15 protein-coding genes are annotated in these 15,532 nt (G+C 44.1%); 6 read left to right on the top strand and 9 right to left on the bottom strand.

Annotated features, from left to right (window positions below; translation table 11 throughout):
* The 3 genes from NI469_RS10300 to rimI all read left to right on the top strand — a co-directional run.
* Positions 1 to 236: EF-Tu C-terminal domain-related protein (locus tag NI469_RS10300; RefSeq protein ID WP_475653502.1), on the top strand; the 236-nt coding region annotated here is incomplete at its 5' end.
* 223 nt (positions 237 to 459) lie between these two features.
* Positions 460 to 1,341 carry a metal-dependent hydrolase gene (locus tag NI469_RS10305; RefSeq protein ID WP_005104811.1) on the top strand — a complete coding sequence of 294 codons (882 nt, stop codon included), beginning with the start codon at positions 460 to 462 and terminating at the stop codon, positions 1,339 to 1,341.
* A 105-nt stretch (positions 1,342 to 1,446) separates the two neighbouring features.
* Positions 1,447 to 1,905, top strand: a complete 459-nt coding sequence (rimI, locus tag NI469_RS10310; protein WP_005104810.1) for a ribosomal protein S18-alanine N-acetyltransferase — start codon at positions 1,447 to 1,449, stop codon at positions 1,903 to 1,905.
* A gap of 15 nt (positions 1,906 to 1,920) precedes the next feature.
* Here the strand turns inward: rimI and NI469_RS10315 are convergent, their stop codons facing one another.
* The 3 genes from NI469_RS10315 to trxB form a co-directional block, all read right to left on the bottom strand.
* Complete coding sequence (locus NI469_RS10315; RefSeq protein WP_253175082.1) at positions 1,921 to 2,736, bottom strand: arginyltransferase; 816 nt, start codon at positions 2,734 to 2,736, stop codon at positions 1,921 to 1,923.
* Between the two features lie 21 nt (positions 2,737 to 2,757).
* Positions 2,758 to 3,489 (bottom strand): leucyl/phenylalanyl-tRNA--protein transferase, encoded by a 732-nt coding sequence (aat, locus tag NI469_RS10320; RefSeq protein ID WP_253160811.1) that lies wholly within the window; start codon positions 3,487 to 3,489, stop codon positions 2,758 to 2,760.
* Positions 3,490 to 3,581: 92 nt separating this feature from the next.
* The gene (gene trxB, locus NI469_RS10325) at positions 3,582 to 4,544 is read right to left on the bottom strand and encodes a thioredoxin-disulfide reductase (RefSeq protein ID WP_253160813.1); all 963 of its coding nucleotides are present in this window, start codon (positions 4,542 to 4,544) and stop codon (positions 3,582 to 3,584) included.
* A gap of 249 nt (positions 4,545 to 4,793) precedes the next feature.
* Here trxB and NI469_RS10330 point away from each other — a divergent pair, with 249 nt between their 5' ends.
* Positions 4,794 to 7,853 carry a DNA translocase FtsK gene (locus NI469_RS10330; protein WP_253175083.1) on the top strand — a complete coding sequence of 1,020 codons (3,060 nt, stop codon included), beginning with the start codon at positions 4,794 to 4,796 and terminating at the stop codon, positions 7,851 to 7,853.
* A 62-nt stretch (positions 7,854 to 7,915) separates the two neighbouring features.
* Here the strand turns inward: NI469_RS10330 and NI469_RS10335 are convergent, their stop codons facing one another.
* The 6 genes from NI469_RS10335 to NI469_RS10360 form a co-directional block, all read right to left on the bottom strand.
* Complete coding sequence (locus tag NI469_RS10335) at positions 7,916 to 8,203, bottom strand: PA4642 family protein (protein ID WP_114541551.1); 288 nt, start codon at positions 8,201 to 8,203, stop codon at positions 7,916 to 7,918.
* 196 nt (positions 8,204 to 8,399) lie between these two features.
* Positions 8,400 to 8,672, bottom strand: a complete 273-nt coding sequence (minE, locus tag NI469_RS10340; protein ID WP_005104804.1) for a cell division topological specificity factor MinE — start codon at positions 8,670 to 8,672, stop codon at positions 8,400 to 8,402.
* 2 nt (positions 8,673 to 8,674) lie between these two features.
* The gene (gene minD, locus NI469_RS10345; RefSeq protein ID WP_004646120.1) at positions 8,675 to 9,487 is read right to left on the bottom strand and encodes a septum site-determining protein MinD; all 813 of its coding nucleotides are present in this window, start codon (positions 9,485 to 9,487) and stop codon (positions 8,675 to 8,677) included.
* A gap of 66 nt (positions 9,488 to 9,553) precedes the next feature.
* Positions 9,554 to 10,267, bottom strand: a complete 714-nt coding sequence (gene minC, locus NI469_RS10350) for a septum site-determining protein MinC (protein ID WP_253175085.1) — start codon at positions 10,265 to 10,267, stop codon at positions 9,554 to 9,556.
* A 159-nt stretch (positions 10,268 to 10,426) separates the two neighbouring features.
* On the bottom strand, positions 10,427 to 11,491 hold the full coding sequence (locus tag NI469_RS10355) for a hypothetical protein (protein WP_004279261.1): 1,065 nt from the start codon (positions 11,489 to 11,491) through the stop codon (positions 10,427 to 10,429).
* Between the two features lie 2 nt (positions 11,492 to 11,493).
* Entirely contained in the window at positions 11,494 to 12,435 is a 942-nt protein-coding gene (locus NI469_RS10360; RefSeq protein WP_253160819.1) for an acyltransferase, read from the bottom strand.
* Between the two features lie 252 nt (positions 12,436 to 12,687).
* On the opposite strand from NI469_RS10360, the gene NI469_RS10365 reads away from it, so the two are divergent.
* Complete coding sequence (locus NI469_RS10365) at positions 12,688 to 13,341, top strand: YiaD family glycine zipper/OmpA-like lipoprotein (protein ID WP_004646124.1); 654 nt, start codon at positions 12,688 to 12,690, stop codon at positions 13,339 to 13,341.
* A 137-nt stretch (positions 13,342 to 13,478) separates the two neighbouring features.
* Positions 13,479 to 15,518 (top strand): UvrD-helicase domain-containing protein, encoded by a 2,040-nt coding sequence (locus NI469_RS10370; protein ID WP_004730583.1) that lies wholly within the window; start codon positions 13,479 to 13,481, stop codon positions 15,516 to 15,518.
* Positions 15,519 to 15,532 lie beyond the last annotated feature (14 nt).

Raw genomic sequence — 15,532 nt, forward strand, 5'->3', positions numbered from 1 at the left:
GTGGTCGTCACACTCCATTCCTTAACGGTTACCGTCCACAGTTCTACTTCCGTACTACGGACGTAACTGGTGCGATCGCGCTTAAAGAAGGCGTGGAAATGGTTATGCCTGGTGACAACGTTGAGATGTCAGTAGAGCTAATCCACCCGATCGCAATGGACCCAGGTCTACGTTTTGCGATCCGTGAAGGCGGTCGTACAGTTGGTGCTGGTGTAGTTGCTAAAGTAACTGCATAATCGCTGATTGTGTAAGAAAAGCGCCTCTTTGAGGCGCTTTTTTTGATTCAAACTTTTTATAAAACTAAAAATAGATTGTCGGACAATGATTTTAAAAGCTGTCCTTATCTGATATTGGCTTGACCTAAACTGCACTTATGTAAAAAAAATTACCACGTAATATACAGATAAGAATATGAATATTACATTTTCGGGTCTGGATTGGCCTGATGGGAGTGGTCACATGAATGCGAAAGTAAATATTACAAATCGTGCGGGTGCAAGTTTTCCAGTTCGTCGCATGAACTTTGATTTTGATGCTGTACCGGAATATTGGATGAATGGTTCAGCAGGTCTCACTCATTTTATGACCGCATTATCTGCGCTATTTCCAGCAGGTGAAAAGTTTTTTATAGATTCAGTCCGCGCGGTACGTAACCATCCTGCAATTGCCAATAATGAAGCATTACAAAAAGAAATTTCTGCTTTTATTGGTCAGGAAGCCATGCATACTCACGAGCATATCGGCTTTAATGCTTCTGCGCAAAAACATGGGCATGATGTCGAGACGCTTGATCGTTATACCGATAAAGTCATTCAAACGACACGTAAAGTCATGGCTAAACTGGGTAAGCCTGTGGGAATTACCCAAGAAATGGTAGATTTGACTGCAACTACGGCACTTGAGCATTTCACTGCAACCATTGCCTCACAGCTTTTGACCAATAGCCACATTCAGGAATTGATGACAGATGAAACCATGAAAACCATGTGGTTATGGCATGCCATCGAGGAAAATGAACATAAGGCAGTGGCATATGATGTCTTCGAAGGAGTTTTTGGCAAGGGCCTAAAAGCTTATGCACTGCGTACTTCATCCTTGGTGATCGCAATGGCAACCTTATTTGTAGTGCAAAGCTATTTCCTCGCCCGTTTGCTTAAACAGGATCAGCAGTTTAATCTTGAGTCCTTAAAAGCCATTTATATCTATGCCTATAGTCCTTCTAAAGGTGTCATTACGGGTATGGCGAAAGAAATGCTGATGTATTTTAAACCGGGATTCCATCCGAATGATCATTATACAGATCAACTGTTGGCGACCTGGAAAGCCAAATTGGGTTTGTGACAGAACTGAAGATTGGAGAGCGACTAAAATCGCTCTTTTTTTTGCTCGATTTTTTGGATGAAGTTTCTATAATGCGGAGGTTGATTCTATATAAGATGAACGAAGATGATTCGTTTAATGCAAGCAGCGGATGTAGAAGTCGTTGCAAAGATTGAAAAATCAGTTCAATCACATCCCTGGACTTTAAAACAGTTCGAAGATGCTGTAACAGCTTATCAAAGTACCGTGATTGAAGTGCAAGGGCAGGTGGCCGGATTTTGTATTTTACAACCAGTGCTGGATGAAGCCAATTTATTGCTCATGGCAATTGATCCGGCACAGCAAGGTCAGGGCTTGGGCTATCAGTTGCTGGAGGCTTCAGTGGCGATGCTAAAAAATAATCCGGTGCAGATTTTCCTGGAAGTGCGCGAGAGTAATCTGGCTGCGATCAAGCTGTATGAAAAATCAGGCTTTCATCAGATTGATCTGCGCAAGAATTATTATCCTAACAGTAACGGAAGCCGTGAACATGCCATCATTATGGTAAAAGCATGTACGGATGATTTTGCTAGTCTATTTAAATAATACAAACTGACGACCTTATTTAATAATCTGGTGATTCCATCCGCTGGGTAAGGTCGTCATTAATGAGTTTCCCAATTGCTGAATCTCCGTGGCACTCAATGCATGATTTAAACGTCGCCATTGTCCATCGATCAAGAGTTCCAGTGGCAGATACTGAGATTTGTAATTCATTTTGCTAGAATGCGGCACCCAATATCCCAGATAGATAAATTGTAAGCCCAGCTTTTGTGCATGTTCAATCTGTTTCAAGATTGCAAAAGCACCAAGTGAGCGGCGATTTTCATCTGGGTCAAAGAAGGTATAGACGGCAGAAATGCCATCATCCAGCAAGTCACAGGTTGAAACACTGATTAGACGCTCACTTTGCCATAATTCTAGAAAGAAGCTGTCGGTGCAGCTTTGCAATAAAAATTTTTCGAACTGATCCCGGGTGGGTGGGAACATATCGCCATCTGCGTGGCGTTCATTGATATAGCGTTCATACAGCGCATAATGTAGGTCCCCGGCGTGCTCTGGACTGGTAATTTTTATCACCAGATCCTGATTACGTTTCCAGGCTTTTTTTTGTGAACTGTTCATGCGGAATTCAGCAACAGGCACACGCGAAGACAGACATTGACGACACAAATGACATTCGGGGCGATACACGAAATCACCACTGCGACGGAAACCGGTACGTGACAGTTCCGATAAAGTGACTACATCAATTCGATGTGCGGGATCCAGAAAAACCATGCGCGCCGACTTGTTGGGCAGATAGCTGCAATCATGCGGCGGCGTAATATAATACTGTAAATCGTTCAGTAGGGCCTTTGGCTGATAAGAGTTCATAACAACTACCCTCTGTTATTTTCATTCACTTAAGCGCGCGTTTTGCGCTATTGTTTTACTTGAAAATACACCTTCCTGATACTTTTTCCAATCAATCGCAGGCTTTTTTACAATATCTTGTAAAGAATTAAGATAGTCTTGGCGAGAAAGTGTGCAGGCACCTAGGCTTAAAAGATGATCGTTGACCAGTTGGCAGTCGATCCAGGGTAGTTTATTTTCCTGTCCAATCAGCATTAAAGTATAGAAAGCCATTTTAGAAACATCGGTTTGCGTACTAAACATAGATTCACCAAAACAGCCTTGACCGATGGTCACACCATAAAGTCCACCGACGACGCGATCTTCATCCCAGACCTCAATGCTATAACCATACCCTGCGTCGAACATGTCACAATAGCCTGCGATAATATCTTCACTGATCCAGGTGTCGTCTGCATAAGCACGCGGCAATGAACAGGAACGAATCACCCTTTCAAAAGCATGATTGATTGTAATTTTATAGTCCTGCTTTTTCATATTGCGTAGCAGGGATTTGCTTGGATGATAATCTTCGGGGCGAATAATGCAGCGTGGTTCCGGACTCCACCAGCAAATTGGATCACCTTCTGAAAACCATGGAAATAATCCATGTGTATAGGCTTCATAAAGTGTAGAAGGGGAGAGGTCGGCACCAATACAAATCAGTCCTTCACCTTCAGGATCAACCTCGACCGGATTGGGAAAAATGAATTCTGAGGGAGGAAGTAAAGACATGGCAGACCCGACATAAATCTATAGATAAATCATCATCTCATTCTAGCAATAAAAAAGCCGCCCATAATGGACGGCTTTTTTATTCTTGCTGCTTAGTCTAGTTTGCCCATCGCATCAAGATATTTTTCCGCATCAAGCGCAGCCATACAGCCTGAACCCGCAGAAGTAATGGCTTGACGGTAAATGCTGTCCGCAATGTCACCGGCTGCAAATACACCCGGTACGGAAGTTTGTGTTGCATTACCTGCAGTACCGCTTTGCACCTGGATATAGCCGTCACGAAGCTCCAACTGACCTTCAAACATGGTGCTATTTGGCTTGTGACCAATCGCCACAAACATACCTGTCACATCAACGTTTTGAGTAGAATCATCTTGAGTTGATTTAAGACGAACTGAAGTTACGCCAGATTGTGCATCACCGAGTACTTCATCGACCTGATGGTTCCAGATAATGCTGATCTTGCCTTCTTTTTCTTTAGCAAATAAATGATCTTGCAAGATTTTTTCAGAACGTAATGAATCACGGCGATGAACCAGAGTCACATGCGAAGCGATATTGGATAAGTATAAGGCTTCTTCAACAGCGGTATTACCACCACCCACAACCATGACTTTCTGGTTTTTGTAGAAGAAACCATCACAAGTGGCGCAAGCGCTGACGCCTTGACCCATAAAGGCAGCTTCAGATTCAAGACCTAAATATTGAGCTGTTGCACCGGTACAGATGATTAAAGCATCACAGGTAAATTCGTCCATATCGCCTTTCAATACGAAAGGGCGCTGGTTTAGATCTACTTCATTGATATGATCATACACGATTTCAGTGCCAAAGCGCTCTGCATGCGCCTGCATACGCTCCATCAATGCTGGACCGGTTAAGCCTTCAGGATCACCTGGCCAGTTATCCACGTCCGTGGTCGTGGTCAATTGGCCGCCCAGTTGCAAACCGGCAATGAGGGTTGGTTTTAGGTTTGCACGCGCTGCATAGACTGCTGCGCTGTAGCCTGCGGGGCCAGAACCTAAAATAATCAGTCGTGAGTGACGTGCGCTCATCAGCTGTATCCTTTTTTATTTAGAAATTTATTGAATTATACGTGAAACTGTATAACAGTGGTGTGAGATTAAAGTCGATATTATTGATCATTGAAATCGATTTGAGCTATATAGCATAAGTAACATTGTGCTTGCACAATAGTGCATCTTTTTTCACAGAACAGGTGCATAATATGTATTTTATTGCGTCGCTTTTTTCAAGCATTGAAGCAAAAGAATATTCATGAAGAATTGGTTACAGGACAGTATATGACAGCGGTGTCGAGTGCCTATGCACAGCGCTTAGTAATGACATTATTTTTAGTCTCATTTGGGATTTATCTGTTTCTTGCAACAGTGACCTATACGCCATTTGATCCGGGGTGGATGCATATCTCCAGTGATACGCAGACCGTTTCGAATGCCAGTGGGGTAGCGGGTGCCTGGATTGCAGACCTTTTGTTTGGCTTTCTCGGTTGGGCAAGTCTGCTGATCCCTGTCTATCTGTTTATGGAAGCGATTCAGGTCTGGTGGCCGCGTAGCTTCCTGAACCGGCCATTTCGCTATGCTGCGCAATTCTTCCTGTTGCTGAGCACCTCAGCGCTTTTGTTTTTATTCTGGCAAGTTCCTGCTGATACGCTGGATAATTCTTCCGGCGGTATTATTGGCTATGAATTAGGCCAGAGTCTGGAACAATTGCTGACAGTCTATGGTGCAGCATTCTTCCTGCTGGTGCTTTGGGTGGTGTTATTTACCTTGGCTTTTGGGGTGAAGTGGAACAAGACCTGGAGCAGCCTCAAAGCAACGCCTGCTTATCTACAAGACCTGTTCTACCGTAATGTGCCTGAAGGCATGTCTGATTTTGATCGGACTGCACCTGTTGCCAAAAAAGAGCCAGTCATTAGTGCAAAAAAAGTAGCGGTTGCAGTAACACCTGCGCCTGAGCATCAACTGGTAGAAATAGATCCGGTGGTACGTGATCAGGTGGCTGAACGCTTATTTGATGATTTTGCCGATAAAGAATCACAACAACCGCAGTTTTATGATGATCTTCCCGAAGCTGAGCAGCAGGCTCCTGAGCCAGTCGAGACATTTAAGCAAGTACAGCAAGTGCCTCAACAGCCGGATCGTGTGGTAGCCACAGGCGAGGTGTGGCGTGCCTTACATTCAAATGAAGATCAGCGGCATAAACAGGATATTGATGCCTTACTCAAAGCAGCCGAAGAAGAACAGCTTGATTCTCCAGTCTCACATATAGCTGCTCCACAATCTGTTGCAGCACAGACTCATGCTCATACCAGAACCGCATCGACTTCACATACAGGCCTGGACTGGGATGATGATGAAATCTTTGATGAACTTCTGGCTGCAGTTCCGCAAGGCAAAACTGCGACAGATGTGCATAGCCCATTCAATACCGCGCCGCCTGAAAAAACGTCAAGAATTGTAGAAGACATGACCAATGTTGCACCTGTCATGGCGTCTATGACAACGGCACATGTCGTGAAAAATAGCGCATTACAGGCCGATCTGGATGACCTGGGTGATTTACTGATTGAAGAAGATGAGCCAAGCCAACCAGTACGTGCATCAAGCTATGCCCAATCTTCTGCTTTTGTTCAGGCACCAATTCAGCATCAGGGTATAGAGCAACCAGTATCTCCTCCTTCTGCAACTCATGCAGCAGTACGCGAGGCTTTATCTAAAGAAGAATTTGTAGAAGCCTGGCAAGAAACGGCTGGTAAACCACAAGATGAAGACGAGTTTGATTTTGATGCTCCTTTAACTGATGCTTCAGGCCGTCCGATGTCACGTGCCATGCAGGTGGTGGAGCGCCGAAAAGATTTATCACCGCTTCCAGGTCTGGATTTACTGGATGAAGTCGATCCGAATAAAAAAGTGAATTTTACTGAAGAGCAGCTGGCACGTTTATCTGAATTGCTTGAAATCAAGCTGCAAGAATTCAATGTCAAAGCTAAAGTGGTAGAAGCACAGCCAGGCCCAGTCGTGACACGTTTTGAACTAGATCTGGCGCCAGGGGTAAAAGCCTCCAAAGTGACCAATATTTCGCGTGATCTGGCACGTTCGATGTCGATGGCATCAGTGCGTGTGGTTGAAGTCATTCCGGGCAAACCGTATATCGGAATTGAAGTACCAAACAGTACCCGTGAAATGGTCCGTTTGATCGAACTTTTGACCATTCCAGCCTTTACTGATCCGAATAGTATTCTCTCTATGGCAATGGGTAAGGATATTTCCGGTAATCCGGTGATTGCTGATCTGGGGAAAGCGCCGCATATGCTGGTGGCAGGGACCACAGGTTCGGGTAAATCAGTGGCGGTCAACTCGATGATTCTATCGATGTTGCTGAAATATACCCCAGATGAATTGCGTCTTATTCTGATCGATCCGAAGCAGCTAGAACTGGCGAACTATAATGATATTCCACATTTGTTGACGCCTGTAGTTACCGATATGAAAGATGCGGTCAGCGCATTGAACTGGTGTGTCAATGAAATGGAACGTCGTTATAAACTGATGTCTTTCCTGAAAATCCGTAAACTGAGCGACTATAACCGCAAGGTGGAAGAGGCAATTGCCAATGGTGAAGACCTGATCGATCCAACCTGGAAAGCCAGCGATTCTGTTGTCGGTGAACGTGCGCCGCGGTTAACACCGTTGCCTTCTATTGTGATTGTCGCGGATGAATTCGCGGATATGATCATGCAGGTCGGTAAAAAAGCCGAAGAAATGATTACCCGTCTGGCACAAAAATCACGTGCGGCCGGTATTCACCTGTTGCTTGCGACCCAGCGTCCATCAGTAGATGTGATCACCGGTCTGATCAAAGCCAATATTCCAACGCGTGTTGCATTGCGGGTCAACTCCAAGATCGATTCGCGTACTATTCTGGATGCAGGTGGTGCAGAAGACTTACTCGGTCATGGTGACATGCTATTCCTCGGCCCGGGTAAAATTGAACCTGAGCGTGTGCATGGTGCCTTTATTGCCGATGATGAAGTCAACCGGATCTGTGATGCATGGCGTGAACGTGGTTCACCAAATTATGTGGACGAAATCCTGACGCCATTTGATGAAGAACCATCAAGCCGTGGTTTTGAAGATGGTGGCGACGGTGGATCAGATCGCGATGCGTTATATGACCAGTGTGTGGCATTTGTACTAGAAACCCGTAAGGCTTCCACTTCATCCTTACAGCGTAAATTCAGTCTGGGTTATAACCGTGCTGCACGGATCATTGACCAGATGGAAGAAAACGGCATTGTCAGTGGTATGGGTGCTAATGGCAAACGCGAGATTCTGGTTTAGTTTCAGAATCTTTGCAATAAAAAAGCCTGCTTTCAAAGCAGGCTTTTTTATGTATTTTTGACTCAGGCAAACTTTGCCAATACATCCAGAAACTCGGCACTTTGACGTGGGTAGGTGGCAATCACGTCATGAATCCGTTGGCCTTCCAGATTGGTTGCATTGACATCACGGCCATCAGCGACAAATTTCGTCAACAGGCGTTCATAATCAAATGGACGCATATGCTTGAAAGCATGATAGAGCACGTGAAAATCAGCATTAACGCCTGCAGGAGGAAGCTGATTCAAGTAGGCAAATACACGCTCATCTGACCATTCTTCGTTAAAGGTCGCTGGTTGAGATAATGCCATCGCAATTTCCTTGATCTAATGTAGTTTTTTCGGCATGAAAAAAGGCAAAATATGAGACTAGATTAGCAAAGCACTGCTTTGCCTAGTCGCAAGACTTGAAGCTATGCTTCAAGTGGGCGGAATATAGCTAAACTACTATTTCTACCGCTCTCATATTTTGCCTTGAATCAATTTACTTGACCAATCAAAAATCAGATTATCGTTCTTCAGGTAAATTGATATTCATTTCAAGCATTTCAATATTGGCTTCAGAACGAACCTGCATTTGAATATGCTGTTCATCGACACCACGAACATAACGATTGACCACTTGCATGATTTCAGTCTTCATCTGGTCAATTTTGTCCTGGCTCAAGCGACGACCCAAGCCTTGTTCGGATGCAACGATCACCTTCAAACGGTCTTTAGCAGTCCGTGCGCTTGATGGCTTCTCCTCACCACTAAAAAGTTTACTCCAGAATCCTGCCATGTCTACGCTCCAAATAGTCGTGCTAACCAGCCCTTAGGTTTTACCTCAATATGACGGTAAGGACGCTCTTCACCAAGGAAACGCGCCACCAGGTCATCATAAGCCTGACCCGCTGAAGCCTCAGTGAAAAGAATCACTGGCTTACCTTCGTTTGATGCTTGTAAAACGCTTGGACACTCAGGAATAACACCTAGGGTCGGTACACGTAAAATATCCTTAGAAATATCATCAATCGTTAGCATTTCCTGTTTATCGGCACGTTCCGGATTGAAACGGGTAATACACAGATGCTTACGAATGCGACCTTCGTTTTGTTCTACTTTTTTAGTTTTACTGTCGAGCATACCAATGATACGGTCAGAGTCACGTACTGAAGAAATCTCAGGGTTGGTCACAATGATGGCTTCATCCGCATGATACATGGCCAAAATAGCACCACGCTCAATACCGGCAGGCGAATCACAGATAATATAATCAAATTCCTGCGAAAGCTCATCCATTACACGAGCAACACCTTCATCGGTTAAGGCATCTTTATCACGTGTTTGTGATGCAGGTAAAATATATAAATTTTCAATATCTTTATCGCGAATCAGTGCTTGTTGTAATCGTGCTTCGTTATTTAAAACATTCACAAAATCATAAACTACACGGCGTTCACAGCCCATAATCAAATCAAGGTTACGTAAACCTACATCAAAATCAATAACAACAGTTTTGTGACCACGTAGGGCTAAACCTGTTGCAAAAGATGCACTTGTTGTAGTTTTACCTACACCACCTTTGCCTGATGTTACGACAACAATTTTCGCCACCGAATCCACTCCTGTTATGGTTCAAATCCCCTGTTTAAAATGGGGTTTTTGGTGTTTATTTATACATTAAAATTGTAGAGCTTCAAATACAAGCTCTAGTTGATCATTCAAGTAAATATGCACAGACTTTTTAACTACATGCGGTGGAATGTCATCCGCCACACAATAGGTTCCTGCAATTGAAATCAGTTCAGCTTCGAGGCTATGACAGAAAATGCGTGCTGCAGTATTGCCACCCGCGCCCGCAATGACACGGCCACGTGCGCTGCCATAGACATGAATATTGCCCGAAGCAATCACTTCTGAACCACTGTTGATGCCGGCATTAATAATAATGTCGCCATTATGCTGCACGATACATTGGCCGGTACGCAGGATTTCATCATGATATGAGGTGATATGCGCGACGATCGGAGCAGCAGGTGCTTGATTATCATTCACCGCTGTAGGTTCTGGTTTAACTTCCACGATCTGTTCTTTGGTGGCTTTAATTTCTTCTAACTGGCGATCAGGTGGCAGTACCGGGAACTGAATGGCGCGCGCCTGATCTCCAAGTAAACCCTCAGTAACAGCCATAGGCTGTACATCCAGACTGATTAATAGTTGAATTAGCGCAATGAGTTCCTGTTCAACTGAACTTTCAATGACTGCCAAAGTGCCGGGTGGAAATGCTGCTTGTAGTTTTGGGCTAAGTTGCTGGCGGATTGCATCATGATCATTGGTATCTAGGCTAATGCGTATCGCATTGACCATTCTGCCTTTTATCCGTATATCAGCCATAATTCTTCCTTAAATACTTCTGACGTGCTGGTTTTGTGTCGAAGCAATGTTGTAAATAGTGCAAATCCTAGAACAAATTGCAGTAATTCTCTAGCGATCTCAGTTATTTTTTTATGCGAACAGAACCGGACGGATTGATCTGATTCTGTACTTTAAACTTTACTTATCTATTGAGCTCTGATTTTGCTCATGTTCTTCTAAAATCTGTTGCCACTGTTTGACTTTCACCTGTTTTCGGATTGCTTCAAGTGTTTCAAAAACAGCCGATTCGACCAATTTATCAATATGTGGATTATGTTCAATCTGAATCTGGCTGATTTTATCTGAAATTAGGGTAAAAGTCGGATTTTCTTTTTGACCTGTGTGGGTAAATGGTTCAATCAGTCCTTGCGTGATATTTTCCCCCAAGCGTTGACCAATACTTTGAATTTGCTGTTCAATCCGGCTGCCCACAATTGGAATCAAACGTAATAATTGGGTCAATTCAGGAGTGTCTTCAATCGCCTGATTCACTACTTGCCCTACATTTTTAGCGATCATGGAACGTTGTGACTGTAATTCCTTGCCTAAAGATTCCTGCAAGATATCTGCCAAAGCAATGGCCAGTAATTTACGATGATGTTCCACCAGATCATCAATTAACTGTTTATGTGATGTGCTTGTGGTCAGTTCACGCTTGATGCCGTCCAGTACGGTCAGGACCACCCGGCTGGAAAGCTCTTCCATCAGCATGTTGTAATAAAAGTTGCCTTGGCGATACCAGCGATTGGGAATTACTTTATAACCATGGCTATGCAGGTTGTAGCCAATCGCGACCGCACGCAGCAGGCGCAGGAAACGTAGCTGAGGGATAATGGATAAAATTTCATACCAGTGCACAAAAGGGAAGAACCACCAGCGTCGATGATGACGCAGAACAATCGCGATGACCCAGCGGGCCAGTAATTCACAGACCAAGAAGGTGGTAAACCAGCCCTCGGTAATGATGACCCAAGGGCGTAAATCACTTTTATAAAACTGCAAGATTTCCGGTAAACGAATAAAGTCAAACAACCACTGACCAAAATCGCTCATTAAAATGGCGTTGGCACTGAGACAGAACAGATTGATGATGATTAAAACCATCATGAAAATGTCGTAAATCAGTGCAATTTTCCAGCCCCAGGTTCCTTTACGAACAAATTTAAAGGAGCTGGACGTAATGTCCGGGTTGTCGTTCTTCATAATTACTCAGTTACAGATCCGACCGGGGCTTGGGCAAAGTTCTGCTGCATTTGTGCGATGAGCTGATCTTTTTCGGTCCAGATTTGATCAATCCATTTTTGAAAGCGTGCACGATATTCAGCATCATCTTCATAATTGCCGCCCAGTACCCAGTCAGGAATATCAATTTTTCTTAAATTTACCGCAATACGTGGTACTTCACCTAACCAGAATTCACCATAGCCCGGAATACCGTCAGGATAAACAATGGTCATGTCGACCAGCGCATCAATTTTATCGCCGAGAATACTGAGCGCCAATGCCAGACCACCGGCTTTAGGTTTCAGTAAATGTGTATAGGGCGACTGCTGCTGATCATGCTTTTCCTGGGTAAAGCGGGTGCCTTCCAGATAATTTAACAGGGTAAAAGGCTGACTGATCAGCTGTTCACAGGATTTACGTGCCTCTTCCATATCCCGATATTTCAGCGCAGGATTTTTAGCAATCTGTTCCTTGCTATGCCGCTTCATCATCGGGAAGCCCAAAATTTTAAAGGCCTGACCGACAAAAGGAATAAAAATAAGTTCCCATTTGGTAAAGAAACGCGTCAGGGGCATACGAGTCAGACCGAAGTACTGATTGACAGTAGTATCGACCCAGCTCTGATGATTACAGGTCATCAAATAACGGCCCTGCATATTCAAATCCAGTGATTCATCTACGCTGATTTGCCATTGCGTATTTTTCAGCACATGCTCAATCAGCCAGTTGTTGACCCCTAACCAGCTGTTGGTAATCTTGATATTGGTTTCATCCACTTTTGCGGATTTTTTAAAAAGTTTGGTTAAACCCAAGGCCAGCACCGGGGGACCATGAAAAAAAGTACTGCCCGTCATGACGGATGTGACCGTCAGGCCACGCGCCAGTTTTTTTAAAGTCGGTTGCTTGTTGCTATTCGATGACATATCCAAACAGTCCCCAGAGATTAATCACTTAAATTTTTTCATATTTTGAGTAATATAGAGACAGTTAGGCAAATAAAAAAGCCTAAACAGGAAACTATGAAGATATTGTGACGAACTACTTGGTTTTAGTTACATATAAACATTACAAAATATTACTAAACGATTTATTATTAACAAAAATTCAATGGTTACACCATTCAATTTAAATCATTATCTCGCTTAACAACAAAGCATACAACAAGGAGTCATGCGATGCGTGCACTAGTCATTTCAGCAGCTGTAGCAGGGGCCGTAGCACTTACAGGTTGTCAATCAACTGGTAATAACATCGGTGGTGTGGAATATGATAAAGCTGCTCTAGGTACTTTAATTGGTGCTGCAGCAGGTTACGGTGTTTCTAAAGGCAATGCGAATACCAGCCGTCAAAATAACCGTGCAGCAGCGATTGGTGCTGTTGTTGGTGGTGCAGCGGGTGTGTATCTTGATAACAAAGAGAAAAAATTACGTCAAGCAACAGCGGGTACGGGCGTAGACGTTAACCGTAATGCAGATGGTTCGATTAACCTTGTGATGCCAGGCAGCATTACATTTGATACCAACAAATCAAATATCAAACCAAACTTCTATGGCACTTTAAACAAAGTGGCGCAAGTATTAACTGAAGATAACAAGAGCGGTATCCTTGTAACTGGTTATACAGACAGCACGGGTAATGACTCAATTAACTTGCCATTGTCTCAAGCACGCGCAAACTCTGTAGCGACTTACTTGGCAGGCCAAGGTGTTTCACGTACACGTATTAATGCTCAAGGTTTAGGTTCAGCGAACCCAATTGCAGACAATACAACTGCCGCAGGTAAAGAGCAAAACCGTCGTGTAGAAATCGCGGTATATGCAGTTCAATAATTCTTGAACGCTTAAGAAAAAACCACCTTCGGGTGGTTTTTTTATATCTGAATATTGATCTGATTAATCGTATTTTAAATTAGGCAACTGACGCAGAGATGACTATAATCGGAGCCGAATCTAGAAGAGGAAGCCATATGTCACTCGCCAGTCAGTTAAATGACAAGCAACTTGAAGCCATGAAATACACTCAAGGACCCTTGTTAGTACTTGCAGGAGCGGGTTCAGGCAAGACTTCAGTGATCACGCGAAAAATCGCGTATTTAGTCAAGCATTGCGGGATTCCCGCACATCGTATTACTGCGATGACTTTTACCAACAAGGCAGCACGTGAGATGAAAGAGCGTGTCAGCAAATTGTTGACGCGTGAAGAAAGTAAAGGCGTTTCAGTTTCGACCTTCCATACTTTTGGCCTGAATATGCTGCGCCTGGAGTTGAAACATACCCCACTGAAAAATAATTTCTCGATTCTGGATGCTGACGACTGTAAACGCATTCTGATGGATCTGATGCAGCGTGACAATTTATCCGGTGCAGAAAGCAAAGAACTGATTGCCAAAGCCATGAAAATGATCTCGGACTGGAAAAATGATCTGATTCCACCCGAGCAGGCACATACTACCTGTGAAACTGCCGAAGATGTGCAGTTTGCGCATTTATATCAATTATATGAACGTAATTTACGCGCTTATAACGCCGTGGATTTTGATGACCTGATTGTGATGCCGACGCGCTTGTTGCAGGAAAATGCCGAAGTCCGTGACAAATGGCAAAACCGGGTACGTTATTTGCTGGTGGATGAATATCAGGATACCAACACAGCACAGTATATTCTGGTGAAATTACTGGTTGGTGTGATGGGACAGTTCACCGCCGTAGGCGATGATGATCAGTCGATTTATGCCTGGCGTGGCGCCAAACCGGAAAATATGGCTTTGTTGCAGCAGGATTTTCCTAATCTGAAAGTGATCAAACTGGAACAGAATTATCGTTCGACCAGTCGTATTCTCAAAGCAGCCAACACCGTGATTGGTAATAATCCGCATATTTTTGATAAAAAACTCTGGTCGGACAAAGGCCATGGTGAAGTGATCCGTGTGATTACCTGCCGCAATGATGATGACGAAGCAGAACGCGTGGTCAAAGACCTGATCACGCATAAATTGATGAACGGTAAAAGCTGGAAAGATTATGCGGTGTTGTACCGCGGCAATTTCCAGGCGCGTATCTTAGAAACCCATCTACGTCAGATGCAGATTCCGTATAAATTATCTGGCGGACAGTCCTTCTTCGCACGTGCCGAAATCAAGGACATGATGAGCTATTTACGCTTGATCATTAACCCTGAAGATGACAGTGCATTTTTACGAATTATCAATACGCCAAAACGGGCAATTGGTCCGGTAACGCTGGAAAAGCTCGGTCTATTTGCTCAGGAAAATAATCTGTCGCTTCTGGCTGCGGCTGCGGATCAGCGTCTGACCATGGCGATTCCGAAAAAGGCCACGACTCAATTGGCTGAGTTTGCCGATTTTATTGAGGGTTTTACCCGCAATTTACTGGATGATGATGAACCAGTGCCAATTATCCGCCAGATGATGATTGAAGCCGGTTATATCGATTACATCAAGGAAACTGCAGCCACACCAGCGCAGGAAAAGACCAAGCTCGACAATATCGAAGTGCTCTATAGCAGCATTCAAAGCCTGATTAACCGCGCTGAAGATGTCGACGAAAAGAATATTGAAAGTGTGATTCGTAAAATGGTGCTGCTGGATATGCTCGAGCAGCAACAGGAAGAAGAAGATACCGATAAAGTCAACTTATTGACCTTGCATGCGTCCAAAGGTCTAGAATTTCCGTATGTGTATCTGATTGGGCTGGAAGAAGAAATTTTGCCGCATAAAAACTCGATCGCTGCAGAAACCGTCGAAGAGGAACGTCGCCTGATGTATGTGGGCATTACCCGTGCACGTCAGGGCTTGACCATTACTTTGGCAGAACAACGCAAGGCGGGCGGGCAGATGAAGCAGATGACCCCAAGCCGTTTCCTGGATGAATTACCGGAAGATGAGCTGGAATGGTTAGGCCGCAAGAAAAAGCTGGCTGGTAACATCGATCCAAAATTACAAGCCCAACATTATCTTGATAATTTGCGTAACCTTATCAAGCGATAAGGCACAAGACTTGC

The organism is Acinetobacter lwoffii, assembly GCF_024129735.1.
GTDB lineage: Bacteria > Pseudomonadota > Gammaproteobacteria > Pseudomonadales > Moraxellaceae > Acinetobacter > Acinetobacter lwoffii_H.

Coding starts and splice junctions, on each gene's coding strand:
- minC (WP_253175085.1), bottom strand. CDS start 10,267: ATGGCTGATATACGGATAAAAGGCAGAATGGTCAATGCGATACGCATT.
- minE (WP_005104804.1), bottom strand. CDS start 8,672: ATGGCAGGATTCTGGAGTAAACTTTTTAGTGGTGAGGAGAAGCCATCA.
- aat (WP_253160811.1), bottom strand. CDS start 3,489: ATGTCTTTACTTCCTCCCTCAGAATTCATTTTTCCCAATCCGGTCGAG.
- NI469_RS10305 (WP_005104811.1), top strand. CDS start 460: ATGAATGCGAAAGTAAATATTACAAATCGTGCGGGTGCAAGTTTTCCA.
- NI469_RS10370 (WP_004730583.1), top strand. CDS start 13,479: ATGTCACTCGCCAGTCAGTTAAATGACAAGCAACTTGAAGCCATGAAA.
- rimI (WP_005104810.1), top strand. CDS start 1,447: ATGATTCGTTTAATGCAAGCAGCGGATGTAGAAGTCGTTGCAAAGATT.
- NI469_RS10355 (WP_004279261.1), bottom strand. CDS start 11,491: ATGAAGAACGACAACCCGGACATTACGTCCAGCTCCTTTAAATTTGTT.
- NI469_RS10330 (WP_253175083.1), top strand. CDS start 4,794: ATGACAGCGGTGTCGAGTGCCTATGCACAGCGCTTAGTAATGACATTA.
- NI469_RS10335 (WP_114541551.1), bottom strand. CDS start 8,203: ATGGCATTATCTCAACCAGCGACCTTTAACGAAGAATGGTCAGATGAG.
- NI469_RS10360 (WP_253160819.1), bottom strand. CDS start 12,435: ATGTCATCGAATAGCAACAAGCAACCGACTTTAAAAAAACTGGCGCGT.
- NI469_RS10365 (WP_004646124.1), top strand. CDS start 12,688: ATGCGTGCACTAGTCATTTCAGCAGCTGTAGCAGGGGCCGTAGCACTT.
- trxB (WP_253160813.1), bottom strand. CDS start 4,544: ATGAGCGCACGTCACTCACGACTGATTATTTTAGGTTCTGGCCCCGCA.
- NI469_RS10315 (WP_253175082.1), bottom strand. CDS start 2,736: ATGAACTCTTATCAGCCAAAGGCCCTACTGAACGATTTACAGTATTAT.